Genomic DNA, 17619 nt, shown 5'->3' with positions numbered 1-17619 from the left:
GATCCGCTCAGGCCGCCACGACGGTGCGCCCAATAGCCTGATTGCAGGCACGCAGCAATTTCTCCTGTTCCGCCTCCCAGCACAGGGTTTCGGCGGCGGCGATGGAATGACGCTTGAAGCGGTCGATGCCGGCCCGATCCAGGCTGTTGATCGCTCGGGCGATATCGTCGGGAGACGTCGACTTCATCAGGACACCGAGATCATGCCGATTCAGCAGCTCGGCCATATCCGGACAGTCGGAAACGCATAGCGCCAGCCCGGCATTGACGTACTCGAAGAACTTGTTGGGCAGCACGTATTTGTTCTGCGGGGAATCGTCGAGCAGGGCGAAGAACCCGATGTCGAAGGCGGTTGCGGCGCGGACGAGCTCGATCATCGGCAGGGGTTCGGCCAGCGTCACCCGATCGTTGACGCCGGTCTGCCTGATGAGCTTGCGCAGGGAGGCGAGATAGGCCGGACTGCCGGGGCCCCTGATCGTCAGATGGAATTCCGGACGCCATTGCGGAACGCTCCGGATCGCGGCCTCGAGCCCGCGCGAGGGCGACAGGATGCCGTGATAGAGCACTTCGATGCGCTCGCCCGTCGGGCGGAAGGAGAGATCGATCCGCCCCGGCATGTTGCGCAGCACTTCGTTTGGCGGCGAGAGGCGATAGAGCGCGTTCAACGCCTTCGAAATCCCCGGCGAGACCGAGAAGCTGTGCCTGGCGCCCGCGATGTAGGTCCGCTCGACAGCCTTGGCGACAGGCTGCGTGAAAAGCCGCCACCAGGGATCGTTGGGATATTCCTCGGTCGCGAACTCGTGGCTGTCATAGAGATAGACGCCGCCCTTCTCCTCGATCAGGCGGGCGACGATCGGCAAGGTCGACCAGTCATTGGCGATCCACAGATCGGCCTCGACGCCCTGCGCCTTTTGATACATCTCCTGCATGTTGCCCCAGGACCAGTAGATGTCGAGCGCCGCCTTGCGGCTGACATGGGCCTTGAGCAGCGGGAGATAGCTCCGCATCTGGCTGAGCGTCATCTCCTTCATCTGCTGCGGGACGAAACGCCGGACCAGCGGCGTGACCAGACGACGGCTGATCGTGCCGGGCAGGTTGATGATGCGCTGGATGATGCTGCGGACCGGTATTCCGCTCGCCTGCTGAAGGCGTTGGGCGAGGCCGAGCGTGCGCCAGTAGCAGAAGGCCAGGAGCCGTCTCACGAAGCTTCTCGGAGGCCGTCCCTGCGGCTCGCTCGCAGCGGGCACGACCGCGACCGCATCGTCGGGAGCCCCGTCACCAGCGCCTTCTGCAGGCTCCTGCGGCGCCTCCGGCGCGCTCGGCGCAGCCAATGCAGGCAAGGTGTCGATGATCTTCCAGGCCGGGGGAGTCGATTTGGCCCCTGGCAGCCCGACCGCGACCACATCCCAGCCTGCCGCCATGAGCGTGTCGGCATGGCGACGGACGCGCGCATCGTCGGCGATCGGCGAGAATGAAATCAGGCAGAGTCTCGGCCGCCGATCCAGCGATTGATCATTCATCATAGCGCTCAGTGAACTACCTGCATCGCACCGGCATCAGGCGGCAACCTCGGTATCGCCCGCGGCAGCCAGCTTTGCCAGCCTCTCGCGCCACCAGAGTTCGATCTGCTTCACCGACGCGCCCCAGGCCCCCTGCTCCATGCAATACGCCACGCACCAGCGATAGAGGGCGAACGTATCGGGGTCGGCGAGGTTCTCGGGGTGGAAGAGCAGCGAGACGCAGCCTTCGGTCGCGATCGTACTGTCTATGATCCGCTTCGCCAGGCGCTTGGACCGCGCCAGGTCCATCTCGAGCGCGACGGTCGAGAAGACGGAGCCGTCCATCAGGACCATCGGCAGCTCGATCAGATCGAGCACGCAGTCCTGACCGACGTCGAAGAAGCGATACGGCTTCGAAGTGCCGGCGCGGAACCCCACATTGCGATTATAGCCGAGCGTGGAGTCGGCTGTGATGCCCGCCTGCTGGTGAAGCCGGGGGGTGATCCTCGCATCCCAGTGCAGCCAGTGCTGCCGCGTCGTGGTGATCGACAATCCGGTTTCGTCTTCCAGCAGGTGCTTCTCGTGCAGGAAGTTCTCGAGCTTCAACGCGGTATGGTAGCCCCCGTGCAGGCCGACATCATGCCCCTGCTGTGCCAGCTCGATCATGATGTCGCGTGCCGTCATCTGCCGACCGCGATAGGTATAGCGATCATCCGCCTCATAAAGGCAGTCATAGGGGCTGTCCTCGCGCGGCGGCCAGACCGGGAAGAAGTAGGATCCCCTGATCCCGAACTCGTCCTCGACGGCAATGGCGCGCTCCATCGACTCGCTCGTCGCGGATGCGACGTCGTTGCCACGCCCCGCCGCCAGAAGGGAATAGGCGCGCGGGAAGTCGCTCAGGAAGCGCTCCTCCTCCTTGCTGCGCGTGGCCCGCGCCAGCAACTCACGGCGTTTCAATCGCAGGAGCTGCAACCTGGAATACTGCGTCGAGATGGCGTCGACATCATGTGACAGGCACAGCGCGAAGCGGTGGCCATGCGGCCACATCGGCAGGCGCCTGGCCGTCGACGGGAGCTGGCGCCCGACCGCTTCGACCCACTGATCGACCTCGGGCTCCCACAACGCTCCGCGCAGCGCGTTGTCGGCCAGGCCGTGCTCGAAATTGCCCCATTGGTCGCGCGAGGCGATCTCCCACTCCTCGCTGCGCAAGAACAGGCGGACCAGCCTTTCCGGCATCGCCGGCACCGGCGTCGGATCGTCTTCCGGCAGGCCCAGCCAGCTCCGCACGGTCAGCTCGACATGGCGCCGCGCTGCCGCACTCACCGGAATCGGCTCCTCATGCACGTCCTGCAACACGGCCTACCGCCCTCAATGATCGCCGGCTCCCGGACCGGGAGCAGGCAAACAGCCGCTGCATGGAACCTCGATCACGGGCCGGCCCGCATGCCATTTTTTTGCGCTGCCGGCAAGCTGACCAAGGCAGCGTCAGGGGTCTCGGCCCAATTTGGGTCAGTTCGGGGAAGGACCAAACCGCAAGGGGCAGTTCTCCAGAGCTCCGAACGGCCAACAACCCCGGACGCATGCTCCGGCATCGACAGGGATGCCGGCATGACTATCCGAGCCTCAACCGCGAAAGCACGCGGCGCCCGTATTCACGTCCCCAATAGCGCGGCCAATCTTTTTTATTGTACCGCCAGATCCCGCGGCAACCATAGCAATCGGGGCGGTCGCAGAGCGCGGCGCGATGATCACGCTCGAGCTTGCGCCGTTCAATCTCGTAGGCCGCAGCGGCATCGATGCCGAGCGAATAGGCATCGCCGACATCGCCGACGCGAAGCTCCCCTTCGCGGACATAGTCGGCATAGAATTTACTGAATCCCATGCTGCAGCCGGGTTCGTCGATGCGCGCGAACCACTCGACCTTGCCATCATTCTCGAAATAGCTGCCGAACAGGCCGGGGCGGATCGTCTGTGTCGAAAGGCCGAGATGTTCCTGCGCCAGGTGCACGGTCGAGAATCCCGGGCTCGAGCTGACGCAGCCGACCAGGACCATATGCCCGCCCCATTCGACGATCCGGTTCATCGGATGGAAGCACGGCTTGGTATGGTCGTGATCGGCCAGCAATTCCTCGGCGCGCGCACCGATGGCGATGAAGCCATTGGTGGGATGGCGGCTGCCGAATGCCTTCGGCCAGTTCATCATCGCCGAGGCGAGCCCGCCGGTCGCGCTCGGCGTGCCGGGCCGCCAGACATGCGCGGGATTGCGGTTGCCGCGCGGATAGGCCGGGGTGAAGGCGAGCCCCACCATCGTGCCGGTGGGGCCGATCACCGACAGCACGGCCTCGATCAAGCCGCGCGCAGCACCGCCCTCGACCGGGCCGATCGCCTTGAGGGCGGCGCGGACGAGAACGGTGTGGCCCTCCCGGACACCGAGGCGCCGGACCCCCGCCGCAAGCTCGTCGACACCGAACGCCATCGAACAATCCATTCCTGAAGCGGGCAAGCCCGCGAACTAGCGCAACCCGAGGCGCCGGAGCAGGCGTTTTGCCATCATGCGGGCGAGCCTGGCAATCGAGGCATTCTCGTATCCTTCGACGCGGGCCTCGACCGCGGCGAGCTGCTGCAGCAGGATCGCCGTCCGGTCCCGCTCCGCCTCGGCCCGCGCGGTCTCGGCTCTGGCATGACCGGCGAGCTGCTGCCAGCGGCTCGCCACCACGAGCCCGAGCTCGTTGAAGCGGCTGATCTGGATCGGGTCGCCGGTCGTCGCCCCGGCGAGCTGGCCGGCCAACCCGCCGAGCAGTCCCTGGCGTCCCCGAATATCCGCACACAGGGCGCGCTCGACCACCTCCGCCGTGGAAACCGGCTGCCGTGCCGTGATTCGCTGCGCCCGTTCCGTGTCGCCGCGCGCCAGCCAGCGCTCCGCCACCGCGCGTTCGAGCGCGTCCGCGGCGTGGCGATAATGCAGCTCGTCGGCCGTGGTGACGAGCGTGAAGCAGTCGTCGGCGATGCGCTGGGCCCGCTCATGGTCGCCGAGCCGCGCGATCACCGCCTCGAGATTCGAGAAGTCGGGCTCGAGCGGAATATAGTGCCGGTCCGGCTCGAGCGGCCCGTACTCGCCGCGCACCAGGATCTGGCAGGCGCCGCTCAGCGCCGTTTCGAACACGCGCGGCGACAAGGCCTCCATGCGATGTCGCGTCGCCTCCGGCGGCACGCAGGCCCGGGTGATCTCATCGAAGGAGGCGCCGGGATGCGCCGCCGTGAAGGCTGCGATCGCAGCGCCGATCTCGCCGTGTGCATCGATCACGCTGGAGCCGCTCGGCGTCCCCAGCACATAGCGCGCCGACCCGAGGAAGTTCAGCCAGCCGTCGCCGAAGATCGTATCGGCCGGATCGGTCGAGACATCGACGACGAGCCCGGCCTGGCGTGCAGCCGGCGCGACGACCTCGGCGATGCGCGTCTTCAGCCGGCCGAGCTCGCCGAAATTCGGCAGCAGCGGCCGGGCCCGATAGGCGAGGTCGAGCCGGCGCTCGGCGATCGGCAGACGGCCGCGCTCGGCGATGGCGAGGTCGACATCGTCGACATAGCCGGTGAGGAAGGGGCGAATCTGCCCGGTCTGCGCGGTCTTCGGGTAAAGAACGGTCGCCAGATGCGCGAGCGGAGAAAAGACCACGTCGACCCGCCAGGACGACAGCCACTCGTCCAGCACCGCCTGGTGATCATAATCGTCCTGAGGAAAGGCCAGCTTGACCGCAGGGTGCGCCGGCACCCAGGCGTAATCGCGCAGGAACGCCTCGAACATCGATCGGGGCTTCACCCAGCGCCAGCACAGGAACGAGACATCGAGCACGATCGCGTCGAAGTCGCCATGCCGCAGCGCGTCGTCGACCGGATCGCCGGCCGCGTGCAGAACGGTTTCGGTCCCCGGGCGGTATTTCTGGAGCAGGAAACACTGGTTGGCGAGCTGGCGGCGCAATGGCCGCGCCGGCATGAGGTCATGCAGGAGCAGGATCTTCATCGCGCCCATGTCCCAATCAAATCCGCATCCCATCTTCGCATGGACATGCAGCCTGCAGTCCTCAACGCCGCCCCCGCCGCGAGCCGGCGTGGCACCAGCGCGGCTGATAGTCATTTTCGCCGGCAAGGTCCAATCGGGACGGCCAGCAGGGGCAAGACCGACCGGCGAGAGAGCTGAGTGGCCGGACCCCATGCGCCGGGCTTTCGCCGCAGACACTGCTCAGATAAGAGGAGCCTCTCTCGCCGATGGAGATTCCTGCGCATGTGCGGCCTGTTTGCTTCTGTCGGCTTCGAGCCCGATCCGGCGCGCATCGATATCGTTGCGCATCGCGGGCCTGATGGCCGCGGTTGGCAGGTCTATGGGAGTGCCGCCGGCCCGGTCGCGCTCGGCCATCGACGCCTTGCGATCATCGATGTCTCCGACGCCGGGCTGCAGCCCATGGCCGACGCCTCCGGCCGTTATCACCTCGTCTTCAACGGCGAGATCTACAACTACATCGAGCTGCGCGAGGAAATGCGCGCACGGGGCGAGGTCTTCGTCAGCGATTCGGATTCCGAAGTCCTGTTGCGCGCCTACATGCTGTGGGGCGAGGATGCGCTTCGACGGCTGCGCGGCATGTTCGCCTTCCTGATCTGGGACGACCGCGACAAGAAGCTGTTCGCGGCGCGCGACCGCTACGGCATCAAGCCCCTCTATTTCTTCGCCACGCCGCGTGGCGCCGCCTTCGCTTCGGAGATCAAGCAGCTGCTCGGTCTGCCCGGGCTCGGCGGCCGCATGAACATCGCGCGCGTCCACGACTTCCTCGCCTCCGGCATCGCCGACCATACCGCCGAGACGATGTTCGACGGCGTGGCGCAGTTGCGCGGCGGCGAATGCGCCATGGTCGACGCCAGCGGGTCAGGGCCGCTGACCGTCGCGGTGCGGCGCTGGTATCCCGCGACGGCAGGCGCGCTGTCGATCTCCGAGGGCGAGGCCGCCGCGCGCTTCCGTGAATTGCTGACCGACTCCGTGCGGCTCCATCTGCGCTCGGACGTGCCGGTCGGCTCCTGCCTGTCGGGCGGTCTCGATTCGTCGAGCATCGTGTGCCTGATGTCCGAGATGATGGGCTCGGGCACCGGTGGTTCGAGGGTCAACACCGTCTCGGCCTGCTACGCCGAAAAGAGCGTCGACGAAAAGCCGTTCATGGATGCGGTCGTGGCGCATGCTCATACCGATCCGCACTACATCTTTCCAAAGGCCGAGGACGTCTTCCAGCGCGCCTCCGACATCACCTGGCATCAGGACGAGCCCTTCGGTTCGACTTCGATCTTCGCGCAATGGTGCGTGTTCGAGGAGGCGCGCCGGGTCGGCGTCAAGGTGATGCTCGACGGGCAGGGCGCCGACGAGCAACTCGCCGGCTACCATGGCAGCTTTCCCTATTATATGGCCGACCTGACTCGGCGGCGTCAGTTCGACCAGTTGCTGCGCACCATCGTCGAGCGCAATCGCTATCATGGCACCTCGATCTACGAGCAGATCCGCAACCATCTCGTGCCGCTGCTGCCTGCGAACCTCGCCGGTGTGCTGCGGCGCCAGCATCGGGCGCTGACGCAACATGATTGGCTCGGCACCGACATACTGCGTGAGGCCGGCAATCCGAAAGGCGCCTTTCAGCTGGCCAGCGACGAGCTCGGCCTGCCGCCGGTCACCGATATCCGCTCGCTGTGCCTGACGATGACCTATGGTTCCAATCTCGCGATGCTGCTGCATTGGGAGGACAGGAACTCGATGGCGCATTCGATCGAGGCGCGGGTCCCTTTCCTCGATCACCCGCTGGTCGAGTTCGACCTCGCGCTCGGCAACGACCACAAGATCGTCGGCGGAGATACCAAGCGCGTGCTGCGCAAGGGGATGAGCCACGTCCTGCCCGAGATCGTACGGGAGCGCCGCGACAAGCTCGGCTTCGCGACGCCGGAACAGATCTGGTTCCGCGGGCCGCTGCGCGGTCTGGTCGAGGACGGCATCGAGAAGACGCTCGTCCGTTATCCCGGGCTGATGAATGCCGACGGCGTGCGCGCGCTCGCCAAGGACATGCTGGACGGCGGACGTCCACTCGATTTCACGCTCTGGCGGATCGTGAACCTCGGCATCTGGGGCGAACGCTTCGGCGTCACGATGTGACCGTCGGGGCCGCGAGGGCGAAGCTGACAAGTTGCGACCGGCCTGCTAAACGGCGTCATCCAAATTCGTCTCGCTAAGGTCGATGCCTCCTGGCTGCGAGGAGGCCGACGGCAGAGAAGGTCTATTCATGTGTGGAATTGCAGGCGCCGTCTCCCTGACGCGCCAGCCGGTCGCGAAGCTTGCCAATGCGCTCGCCGCGATGAATCGACTGATCGCCCATCGTGGCCCTGACGGCCATGGCTTCTGGTGCGCTCCGGGCGATATCTGCGGGCTTGCCCATCGCCGCCTCGCCATCATCGACCTGTCGCCCGCCGGTCGTCAGCCGATGGCCGGCAATGACGGGACGGTCATCACCTTCAACGGCGAGATCTACAATTACATCGAGCTGATGGCGGAGCTGAAATCCGGCTGGGATTTCCGGTCCTCCTCCGACACCGAGACCGTGCTCGCGGCCTATGCGAGATGGGGCGTCGATTGCCTGCAGCACCTGCGCGGCATGTTCGCCTTCGGCTTGTGGGACGGCGAGCGCTTCTTCGCCGCGCGTGACCGCTTCGGGATCAAGCCGTTCTACTACACGGTGGTCGACGGCACGCTCTACTTCGCCTCCGAGATGAAGGCGCTGCTGCCGGTGCTGCCCGAGATCGCGACCGATCCGGACGCGCTCGCGGAGTACATGACCTTCCAGTACACGATCGGCGAGAAGACGCTGTTCCGGCATGTTCATACCCTGCTGCCGGGGCATGCGCTGACCGTGGAGAAGGGCGAGGTGCGCGTCTTCCGCTATTGGGACGTGCATTACGACATCGACTGGAGCCATACGCCGCGCTGGTTCGGCGAGGAGATGCGCGCCCGGCTCGCCGACTCGGTCAAGGTTCATCTGCGCTCCGACGTGCCGGTCGGCGCCTATATCTCGGGCGGCATCGACTCCAGCCTGATCGGCATCCTCGCCGGGCGCGAGGAGGCGTCGGGCCGGATCGGCTTCCATGGCAAGTTCACCGAGTTCCCCGGCTACGACGAAAGCTCCTATGCCGAGGCCGCCTGCCGCGACGGCGGCATCGACCTGCACCAGATCGAGATCACCGCGAGCGACTTCCGCGACAGCATCGAGAAGGTCGTCTATCACCTCGATACGCCCGTCGCCGGGCCCGGCTCGTTTCCGCAGTTCATGGTGTCGAAACTCGCCGCGCAGCATGTCAAGGTCGTGCTCGGCGGCCAGGGCGGCGACGAAATCTTCGGCGGCTACGCCCGCTATCTGATCGCCTATCTCGAACAGGCCCTGAAGGCCTCGATCGACGGCACGCAGCACAGCGGCAACTTCGTCGTGACGCCGGAATCGATCATCCCGCATCTGACGGTGCTGCAGGAATACAAGCCGCTGATCCGGCAGCTTTTCTCCAAGGGGCTGTTCGGTCCGCTCGACGAGCGCTATTTCCGCCTGATCGACCGCTCGGCCGACATGGGCAGCGAGGTCGACTGGTCGGCCCTCGACCTCGCCGGCGTGTTCTCGCGCTTCCAGGCGATCTTCAATTCCGAGCGCAATGTCCGCAAGGAGGCCTATTTCGACTCGATGACGCATTTCGACTTCAAGTGCCTGCTGCCGGCGCTGCTGCAGGTCGAGGACCGGATGTCGATGGCGCACGGGCTGGAATCGCGGGTGCCGCTGCTCGACCACCCGGTCGTCGAGTTCGCCGCGACGATCCCGGCCGACATCAAGTTCAAGGGCGGCCAGATGAAGCATTTCATCAAGTCGACCTTCGCCGCCGATCTGCCGCAGGAGCTGGCGCAGCGGCGCGACAAGATGGGCTTCCCGGTGCCGCTGAAGGAATGGTTCTCGGGCGAGCTCAACGGCATGGTCGCCGACATCTTCTCGACCCAGAAGAACCGCCGTCGCGAATTCTTCAACAGCGACGCCATCCTCGCCAATTTCGACAAGGGCGAGCGCTTCTCGCGCAAGACCTGGGGGCTGCTCAGCCTCGAGCTCTGGCACCAGATCTTCCACGACCGCGCCGCCGGCTACCGGCGGATGCTCGACGAGGTCGAGCCCGCGCGCGTCGCGGCCCAGTAGAACCCGCACTCACAGGAACAGCAGCATGAAGGTCTTCATTACCGGCGGCTCCGGCCAAGTGGGTTCGACGGCGGCGGACATGTTCCTCGCGCGTGGCGATACCGTGATGTCGCTGGAGAATTTCTCGACCGGCCGTCGCGACAACCTGCTCGATCAGGAGCGCCTGACCCAGGTCGAGGGCTCGATCACGGACTGGAAGCTGGTCGACCAGCTCTTCTCCGACTTCAGGCCCGACGTCGTCGTGCACACCGCGGCGTCCTACAAGGATCCCGAGGATTGGGAGACCGACGCGCTGGTCAATGCGGTCGGCGGCGCCAACATCGCCAAGGCCTGCAAGCTGCACAAGGTCGGCCGGCTGATCTATTTCCAGACGGCGCTGTGCTACGGCACCAAGCCGCTGCAGCAGCCGATCCAGCTCGACCACCCGATCAACCCCGTGAACTCGAGCTATGCGATCTCGAAGACAGCCGGCGAGCACTATGTCCAGTTCTCCGGCGTCGACTGGGTGACCTTCCGCCTCGCCAACGTCATCGGCCCGCGCAATGTCTCCGGGCCATTGCCGATTTTTTATGGGCGTCTGGCAGAGGGGAAGAAGTGCTTCGTGACGCCGGCGCGGCGCGATTTCTGCTATGCCGGCGACCTCGCCAGGGTCGTGGTCCAGGCTGCCGACGGCAAGGGCAACGGCACCTACCATTTCTCGTCCGGCAAGGACGTGGCGATCAAGGAGCTCTACGACGCCGTCGTGAAGGCGATGAAGCTCAACGACTACCCCGAGCCGGAGGTGAAGCCGCTCGGCCCGGACGACGCGGCCTCGATCCTGCTCGATCCCTCGCGCACCTTCGCCGATTTCGGCGACGTGACCTTCACCGCGCTCGAGGAGATCGCGCGGCTCTCGGTCGAACGCTGGGAGAAGGAGGGCGTCGTCGGTGGCTACACCCATCTCAAGGAGGCCCGTGCCGACATCAAGACGGCGGCGAAGGGCTGAGACGGGCATGCGCATCCTGATCACCGGCGGCGCCGGCTGCCTCGGCTCGAACCTGACCGAGCGCTATCTCGAGGCGGGGCACGAGGTGCTCGTGCTCGACAATTTCGCGACGGGCCATCGCGGCTCGCTGCCGGAAGCCCATCCGGCGATGCGCGTCGTCGAGGGCAAGGTGCAGGACCGGGATCTGATCGACCGGCTGTTCGCCGAGTTCAGGCCCAGCCATGTGATCCATTCGGCCGCGGCCTACAAGGACCCGGACGATTGGGTCGAGGACACGCGCACCAATGTCGAGGGCACGATCCATGTCGTCGAGGCGGCGAAGGCGGCGGGGGTCAAGCGCTTCGTCAACTTCCACACCGCGCTCGGCTATGGCAGGCCCGACACGCTGCCGATCCCGGCGGACGCGCCGGCGCGGCCGTTTACCAGCTACGGCATCTCGAAGCAGGCCGGCGAGAACTATCTCGCCGTCTCCGGCCTGCCCTTCGTCTCGCTGCGCCTCGCCAACGTCACCGGCCCGCGCCTGGCGATCGGCCCGATCCCGACCTTCTACACCAGGCTGAAGGCCGGCAAGGGCTGCTTCTGCTCGAAGACGGTGCGCGATTTCATCGACATGGACGATTTCTTCTCGGTGATGGACGCGGTGATGGCGGAGGGCGCACCGACCGGGCTGTTCAACGTCTCGACCGGCACGGGCCACAGCATCAAGGAGATCTTCGACATCGTCGTCGACCATCTCGGCGTCACGCTGTCGGAGCCGGTTCCCGAAGTCGAGCCGGGCGCGGACGACGTGCCCGCCGTGGTGCTCGACCCGGCGAAGACGATCGCGACCTTCGGCTGGCGGCCGCGCTACTCCTTCGAGCAGACGATCCGGCGCATGCTGGCCTGGTACGACGAGCATGGCGTCACCGCGATCTACAGCCATCTCAAGGCGCCGGCTTGACTGTCTATCTGAAGTTGTAGAACAAACGCCCAGGTTGGAGATCGTTCCACGACGATTGGAAGCCATGCGACCTCATATATCCGGTGGAGGCGTGGGCGGTGACATCTGGGCGAAGTCGAATTCTGGTCGCTCTGGGCGCAGTGACGGCGATCGCAATGGCCGTTGTCCACTATCGTCCGGGCCTGGTGCCTCCTCCCGAGGCGCCGGCGACTGCAATGTCGGATGAGCGGGCGGCTTCGGGGATAGTTCCTCCCCGGAATCCGGCTCCTGCCGGCAACGCAAGGCCCGTGGATCTGCGCGGCACCGACCCGGCACGCTTCGCCGACTGCGGGAGCCAACCGACGGGCATCCTGCGGATGGCCTGCCGTGTGGGCAGTGCCGCCCATGCAATCAGTACGGTCTATCCGGACAAGGATCTCGATCCGGGCGAACTCTTCAAGGCGTTCGCCGCTGTCGAGGGGGCGAACGCCGTGCGGGCGGCGCTCAGCACCGGGCGCTACTCCTACCTGCTCGCTCGCGCCAAGAGCAGGCTGCCGACCAATAGCGAGACCTGCCTGGAGGAGGGCGCCGGCATCTGCGGCAACCATGTCGAGGCTTTCCTGGCGATCATGGAGGCGCTGGGAGTCAAGGCGAGGCCTGTCCAGTTCTTCTACAGCACCGAGGGCATGCGCGAGAGCCATATCGCGGTGGAGGTGTTCTTTCTGGGCGGGTGGCGCTTCATCGACGTGACCTGGGGCTTCGCCGTTCCTCGCGAAGGCGGCGGTATCCAGTTCAAGAGCCTGGAAGAGATCAGGGCGAACCCCGACGGAGAGGGCCTCGAGAACGCCTTCGACGCCTGGTCTCTGTTCGCGCGGGCCAACCGTGGCGATCCCTTGGCGTATCTGCGCCGTCCCGAACTCGATGTCCTGGTCGACGGCAAGGGGCTCGTCACTGTCTCCGTGCCCGATGGACCCGAGATGATCGAGCGCTTCGAGCACCTCCCCAATTACGTCGGAGACATCGTCCCTGAGCGCAAGAACCGGCTGACATCGCTCCGCTTCGTCGCCCAGGGCAAGTACCGCGTCTCCCTGCAGGTCTCGGGGCAGGCCGGGTGCCGGCCGCAGGAGGGTGACCGCCTGCTCGTAAACGGACGCGAGTTCTCGATCGCAGGTCCGGCGATCATCTTCGACATGGACCGGGAAGCGATGTTGTCGATGCGCTCGAGCCAGCAGCTGTGCTACATGGTGTTCTCCGAGGCGCGCTTCGCGGCGCTGCCCTGAGAGTCATATTTTCGATTCGGAGTTCTTCCCCATAATGTCTGGTTCGCAGGGCGCCGGCTTCGGCGGTCAGAACGTGCTGGTCGTCGGCGGCGCCGGCTTCGTCGGCTCCAACCTGGTCAGGCAGATCCTGCGCGAGAAGCCGCGCAAGCTGACCATCGTCGACAACTTCCTCTCGGCCGACCCGGTCAACGTCCCGGACGACCCGGCGGTGACGCTGGTCTCGGGGCCGATCACCAGCGAACGCATCCTGCGCGAGCTCGACGACGACCTCGACTACGCCTATCACCTCGCCTGCTTCCACGGGAACCAGTCGTCGATCCACGATCCGCTGATGGATCACGAGAACAACACGCTGACCACGCTGAAGCTGTTCGAGCGGCTGAAGGACATCAGGACGCTGAAGAAGGTGGTGTATTCGGCGGCCGGCTGCGCGGTCGCGGCCAAGACCTTCGACGGCGCCACCGCGACGAGCGAGGACGCGCCGGTCTCGCTCTTCCACGACAGCCCGTACTCGATCTCGAAGCTGATCGGCGAGATGTACGGCAACTACTATTTCACCCGGCACGGCCTGCCCTTCGTCAAGGCGCGCTTCCAGAACGTCTACGGGCCGGGCGAGATCCTGGGGGCCGGGCGCTGGCGCGGCACGCCGGCGACGGTGTGGCGCAATGTCACGCCGACCTTCATCTGGAAATCGCTGCACGGCGAGGCACTGCCGGTCGAGAACGGCGGCATCGCGACGCGCGACTTCATCTTCGTCGAGGACATGGCGCGCGGCCTGATGGCGTGCGGCCTCAGGGGCGAGCCCGGCGAGATCTACAATCTCGGCTCGGGCGCCGAGGTCTCGATCCGCGAACTCGCCGAGCGCATCAACGCCGCCACCGGCAACGCGACCCCGATCGCCCTGACGCCGGCACGCGACTGGGACCGCTCCGGCCAGCGCTTCGCCGCCACCGACAAGGCCCGCGAAAAGCTCGGCTTCACCGCACAGGTGCCGCATGAGGACGGCATCCGCCGCACCGTCGAGTGGACGAAGGCCAACAAAGCGACTATCACCCGCTGCATGATGAGCCACGCGCACTTCGTGCCGGATGTGCGGAGATATTCCTAGCTGCTGTTCCAGAAGCGCTAGGGCGCGGCATGGCGATCCAAGGCGAGGACAATGAGTAGCGAACTGGCTGGAGAACAGCATTTGCGACGTGCTGCCGCTCCACATGAACTAGGGCTCGGTGTTCTCGATATCGCGCGTTCGGTCTGGCGTCATCGCGGGCTCGTGCGTGAGATGGCGCGTCGTGAGATGACGGATCTGCATGCGGGCCAGATGGCGGGCGTCGTTTGGCTTGCCGTGCACCCCATCCTGATGTTCGCAGTCAACGCGTTCTTGTTCTCGGTCGTGTTCAGCGTCCGCATCGGGGAGCGCGGGCCGACCGATTATCTGGTCTATCTGTTTTCTGGCCTGGCTCCCTGGATCTTGACTGCAGATGTCCTGTCTCGATCTGCAAATGTCGTCATCGCCAACTCGGCGATCGTCAAGAAGGTCACTTTTCCAGCTGAGGTTCTGGTTGCGAAAACGATTCTGTCGTCACTGACGGTGCAGGGCCTGCTCTTTGCCTGCGTCCTCATTTACACGAGTATAACGCGCGGACAGATTCAATTAAGTTTCCTGCTCTTGCCGCTTCTTTTTATGCTGCATCTTTGCCTGCTTTGGGGGTGGGCTCTGTTGCTGGCGTCTTTAACGCCGTACTTCAGAGATATCCCGGAACTGGTGAGAGTGTTCGTAACTGTTAATATCTACCTAGTTCCGATTGTTTATCTTCCTGGAATGGTACCGAAGCCGTTGCAATTCTTGATTTCAATGAATCCATATAGTTATCTTGTCTGGTGTTATCAGGATGTTATCTATCATGGCAAGATCACGAGCATTTCGCCCTGGGTTGCATTGAGCTGCTTTTCTGCGGCCATGCTCATCTTGGGGTCGTACGTCTTTTCTCGGCTGCGTCATCACTTTTCGAGTGTCGTGTAAGGTTTTCATGCCGTGAGTGATATTGCCATTCGAGTTGACGGCCTCGTGAAGGAATACGAGGTCTACGCCAAACCCATCGATCTCGCTGTTGAGGTTCTTACGCGTCGCAAGCGGCACAAGGTTTTCCGCGCGCTGGATGGTGTGAGCTTCCAAGTCGCTCGCGGCGAAGTCCTTGGCATCATCGGCTCGAACGGCGCGGGCAAGTCGACGCTTCTCAAAGTCATAACAGGCGTGCTGGAGCCGACCTACGGCAAGGTCGACATCAGCGGCCGGGTTACGGCGATCCTAGAGCTGGGCCTCGGGTTCAATCCCGAGTATTCCGGGCGTGAGAACATTTATCTCAGCGGCCTGCTATACGGCATGGATCGCGATGAGATCGATCGCAAGATCGAAGAGATCATCGACTTCAGCGGTCTTGCCGAATTCATCGAACGGCCGGTCAAGACGTATTCGAGCGGCATGCATTCGCGGCTGGCATTCTCGATCGCAACAGCCGTCGAGCCCGACATCCTGATCATCGACGAGGCGCTGGCCGCGGGTGATTCCGCGTTCGTGCAGAAGTGCATGAGACGCATCCGGAATCTCTGCTCGGGCGGGCGGACCGTCCTCTTGGTGTCCCATGGCACGGGCTTACTGGCGCAGTTGTGCCAGCGGGTGATCTGGATGGAGCATGGCCAGGTCCGAATGATCGGCCCGGCTATCAACGTTGTCCAGGCTTATGACTTGACTGCGCATCAGCAGGCGGACTCGGCAAGCTGGATCGAGACTGTCGACGATGACCTCGACACTCGTGCAGGGACTGAGAGCGGGCGCCAAACAGCGGAGCTGACAGTTGAAGCCCCGACGGCCGAGCCGCCGAGCGGCAGCAGCTCGTTGAAGGATATCGTCGAGGCAGCTGGCGACGGCGAGCGTCATATTTTCCGGCGCGGGCCGGTGTTTATCGATAGTGTCGAAATGCTCGATGCGCTTGGCGAGCTCACGACACGGTTGACTCTACTGAAGCCGTTTACGTTGAGAATTCACTACCGCGTCGAAGGAGATGTCCCTGAAGAGACCCTCGGCGTAGCATTGGCCGTGAATGGACGCTATGATCTCTCCGCGGTAGCGCAATACTTCACACAAAATATTCGACCAGGCGAAACAAGAGATACTTATTTTGATGCCAGCGACCGAAAACGACCTGCAGAAAAGGGAGTAGTAATTCTTGAATTTGACTATACGCCATTTAGGAAAGGAGAGTATTTTCTTTCGATAGGCCTCGTTCCAAACACTCCAGGGACTTGGGAATTTTACGAGTATAGACATTTTTACTATCCATTCAGCGTCGACGATGCCGGCATGGACGTTGGCGCGCCCGTTTTCTTCGACGCGCGACTAACCCATTTGCGTGGCGTCGACGGAGCGAGTGCGATTTCAGCCAAAAGCGACGAGACCAGCGAATCTGTCGGCACAGCGATAGAGGCGGCGCCCGCTGACGGCGAGCTCCCTGCCTCGATTGAGGCGGGAGCGGAAGCGCCGACGGAAGCGCAGAGTCTGACGCTGCGAGGTGAGATCGAAGCGATATGCTTTGGAAACGGCGGCTACCCCGAAAAATGGCCGCGACATAAACGGTGCCCTGCCTGCACAGGGGGACCGCTGACGCCGGTTTTCGAGAAGTACGGCTTCAGCCATGCGCGTTGCGCCGATTGCGGCTTCGTCTGTGTCGACCCGTTTCCTCCTGACGACATTCTGAAAAAGCTCTATGCCGGGGCCTATTATACGCGGACGCGCGAGCTTTTTGAACTTCCCCTACTGAAGGAAGGCGGCGTTGGCACCCCCTTCTCGGCGCCGCTCGAGGTGCTGCGTGAGATTGTCGACAGGGCGACGGCCGGGCTTCAGCGAGGCGCCTGGCTCGATGTCGGCGGCGGGCTAGGCGCATTCGCGAACCTCATCCAGGAGATGCGTCCCGATTGGAAGGTCACGTTGAATGAGCTCAATCCCCAGTCGATCGAGATTGCGAGAAGCTTGTTCAACTTTGACGTGGTCAACGACGACCCGGCTAAATTGCTTGCGGCCGGCGAGCGGTTTGACGTCGTCTCTTCAGTGGCGGTGCTGGAGCATATCCCCGAGCCCTACGAGTTCTTGACCAGTTACGCCCGTCTTGTTCGGCCGGGAGGCTGGCTCGTCACGGTGGTCCCGCACTTCTCCGAACTGAATGCTACCTTGTCGCAGGGGTCGTCAGCGAATGTTGTGCCACCGTATCACGTGTCGCTCTTCAACGAGAGGGCCCTGAAAGGATTGATGTCACGGGTCCCCGACATCGAGTTGGTATCCGTCGAGCAGTTTGGACCGGCCGCCTTCGACCTTATCCATCATCCGGATACGGGAGACTACTGGGACATCACGATTCCTAGCGCTTCTAATCCCGTACCACGCTCAATCATGCTGGAGCCCTACGAGCATGAAAAAGCCGTGACCTTGAATGCCTTGCAGAAGACGGCCCCTCTCTTGTCAGAATTCTTTGCCAAGCATGATGGGCGTCTGTATCTCGCCGCCTTCTGCCGGCGCCGATGACGTTGCCCCTCTGCCCTAATCCATTGTGAAGTTCGCTCTGGCCCGAGATGAGGACCAGAGGATGAAGCGCAACCGCTTTTCGGACGAGCAGATCATCGGGATCCTGAAGGAGCACGAGGCCGGT

Annotated in this window: 12 protein-coding genes; 8 read left to right on the top strand and 4 right to left on the bottom strand. The window is 64.1% G+C overall.

Translation table 11 applies throughout. The features are described 5' to 3' along the window. Positions 1-7: 7 nt before the first annotated feature. The 4 genes from CS1GBM4_RS07440 to CS1GBM4_RS07425 all read right to left on the bottom strand — a co-directional run bounded on the left by CS1GBM4_RS07440 (position 8) and on the right by CS1GBM4_RS07425 (position 5522). Positions 8-1201, bottom strand: a complete 1194-nt coding sequence (locus CS1GBM4_RS07440) for a glycosyltransferase (RefSeq protein WP_186418074.1) — start codon at positions 1199-1201, stop codon at positions 8-10. Positions 1202-1555: 354 nt separating this feature from the next. After that, positions 1556-2854 carry a polysaccharide deacetylase family protein gene (locus CS1GBM4_RS07435; RefSeq protein WP_186418073.1) on the bottom strand — a complete coding sequence of 433 codons (1299 nt, stop codon included), beginning with the start codon at positions 2852-2854 and terminating at the stop codon, positions 1556-1558. 256 nt (positions 2855-3110) lie between these two features. Then, the gene (locus CS1GBM4_RS07430) at positions 3111-3974 is read right to left on the bottom strand and encodes an AAC(3) family N-acetyltransferase (protein WP_186418072.1); all 864 of its coding nucleotides are present in this window, start codon (positions 3972-3974) and stop codon (positions 3111-3113) included. 36 nt (positions 3975-4010) lie between these two features. Beyond that, positions 4011-5522 (bottom strand): hypothetical protein, encoded by a 1512-nt coding sequence (locus tag CS1GBM4_RS07425; protein WP_186418071.1) that lies wholly within the window; start codon positions 5520-5522, stop codon positions 4011-4013. A 252-nt stretch (positions 5523-5774) separates the two neighbouring features. On the opposite strand from CS1GBM4_RS07425, the gene asnB (CS1GBM4_RS07420) reads away from it, so the two are divergent. The 8 genes from asnB (CS1GBM4_RS07420) to CS1GBM4_RS07385 all read left to right on the top strand — a co-directional run bounded on the left by asnB (CS1GBM4_RS07420) (position 5775) and on the right by CS1GBM4_RS07385 (position 17495). Next, positions 5775-7673 (top strand): asparagine synthase (glutamine-hydrolyzing), encoded by a 1899-nt coding sequence (gene asnB, locus CS1GBM4_RS07420; RefSeq protein ID WP_186418070.1) that lies wholly within the window; start codon positions 5775-5777, stop codon positions 7671-7673. Positions 7674-7800: 127 nt separating this feature from the next. Then, on the top strand, positions 7801-9738 hold the full coding sequence (asnB, locus tag CS1GBM4_RS07415) for an asparagine synthase (glutamine-hydrolyzing) (RefSeq protein ID WP_186418069.1): 1938 nt from the start codon (positions 7801-7803) through the stop codon (positions 9736-9738). Positions 9739-9763: 25 nt separating this feature from the next. Continuing rightward, complete coding sequence (locus tag CS1GBM4_RS07410) at positions 9764-10723, top strand: NAD-dependent epimerase/dehydratase family protein (protein WP_186418068.1); 960 nt, start codon at positions 9764-9766, stop codon at positions 10721-10723. Between the two features lie 7 nt (positions 10724-10730). Beyond that, positions 10731-11663 (top strand): NAD-dependent epimerase/dehydratase family protein, encoded by a 933-nt coding sequence (locus CS1GBM4_RS07405; protein WP_186418067.1) that lies wholly within the window; start codon positions 10731-10733, stop codon positions 11661-11663. Positions 11664-11950: 287 nt separating this feature from the next. Next, the gene (locus tag CS1GBM4_RS07400; protein ID WP_186418066.1) at positions 11951-12922 is read left to right on the top strand and encodes a transglutaminase domain-containing protein; all 972 of its coding nucleotides are present in this window, start codon (positions 11951-11953) and stop codon (positions 12920-12922) included. Between the two features lie 34 nt (positions 12923-12956). After that, a complete protein-coding gene (locus tag CS1GBM4_RS07395; protein WP_186418065.1) occupies positions 12957-14030 on the top strand; it encodes an NAD-dependent epimerase/dehydratase family protein in 1074 nt (357 codons plus the stop codon). 51 nt (positions 14031-14081) lie between these two features. Then, positions 14082-14942, top strand: coding sequence for an ABC transporter permease (locus tag CS1GBM4_RS07390; protein ID WP_186418064.1), 861 nt, complete (start codon positions 14082-14084; stop codon positions 14940-14942). A gap of 12 nt (positions 14943-14954) precedes the next feature. Continuing rightward, positions 14955-17495 carry an ATP-binding cassette domain-containing protein gene (locus CS1GBM4_RS07385; protein ID WP_186418063.1) on the top strand — a complete coding sequence of 847 codons (2541 nt, stop codon included), beginning with the start codon at positions 14955-14957 and terminating at the stop codon, positions 17493-17495. The last annotated feature ends 124 nt before the right edge of the window (positions 17496-17619 follow it).

Origin of the sequence: Allobosea sp. CS1GBMeth4, assembly GCF_900185715.1 — a bacterium.
Classification (GTDB): Bacteria; Pseudomonadota; Alphaproteobacteria; order Rhizobiales; family Beijerinckiaceae; genus Allobosea.
This window is presented reverse-complemented; position numbering and strand designations above follow the sequence as displayed.

Excerpts from the sequence above, each read along its gene's own strand:
- CS1GBM4_RS07395 (WP_186418065.1), top strand. The coding sequence starts at position 12,957 with ATGTCTGGTTCGCAGGGCGCCGGCTTCGGCGGTCAGAACGTGCTGGTC.
- CS1GBM4_RS07425 (WP_186418071.1), bottom strand. The coding sequence starts at position 5,522 with ATGGGCGCGATGAAGATCCTGCTCCTGCATGACCTCATGCCGGCGCGG.
- asnB (WP_186418070.1), top strand. The coding sequence starts at position 5,775 with ATGTGCGGCCTGTTTGCTTCTGTCGGCTTCGAGCCCGATCCGGCGCGC.
- CS1GBM4_RS07390 (WP_186418064.1), top strand. The coding sequence starts at position 14,082 with ATGAGTAGCGAACTGGCTGGAGAACAGCATTTGCGACGTGCTGCCGCT.
- CS1GBM4_RS07405 (WP_186418067.1), top strand. The coding sequence starts at position 10,731 with ATGCGCATCCTGATCACCGGCGGCGCCGGCTGCCTCGGCTCGAACCTG.
- asnB (WP_186418069.1), top strand. The coding sequence starts at position 7,801 with ATGTGTGGAATTGCAGGCGCCGTCTCCCTGACGCGCCAGCCGGTCGCG.
- CS1GBM4_RS07430 (WP_186418072.1), bottom strand. The coding sequence starts at position 3,974 with ATGGCGTTCGGTGTCGACGAGCTTGCGGCGGGGGTCCGGCGCCTCGGT.
- CS1GBM4_RS07410 (WP_186418068.1), top strand. The coding sequence starts at position 9,764 with ATGAAGGTCTTCATTACCGGCGGCTCCGGCCAAGTGGGTTCGACGGCG.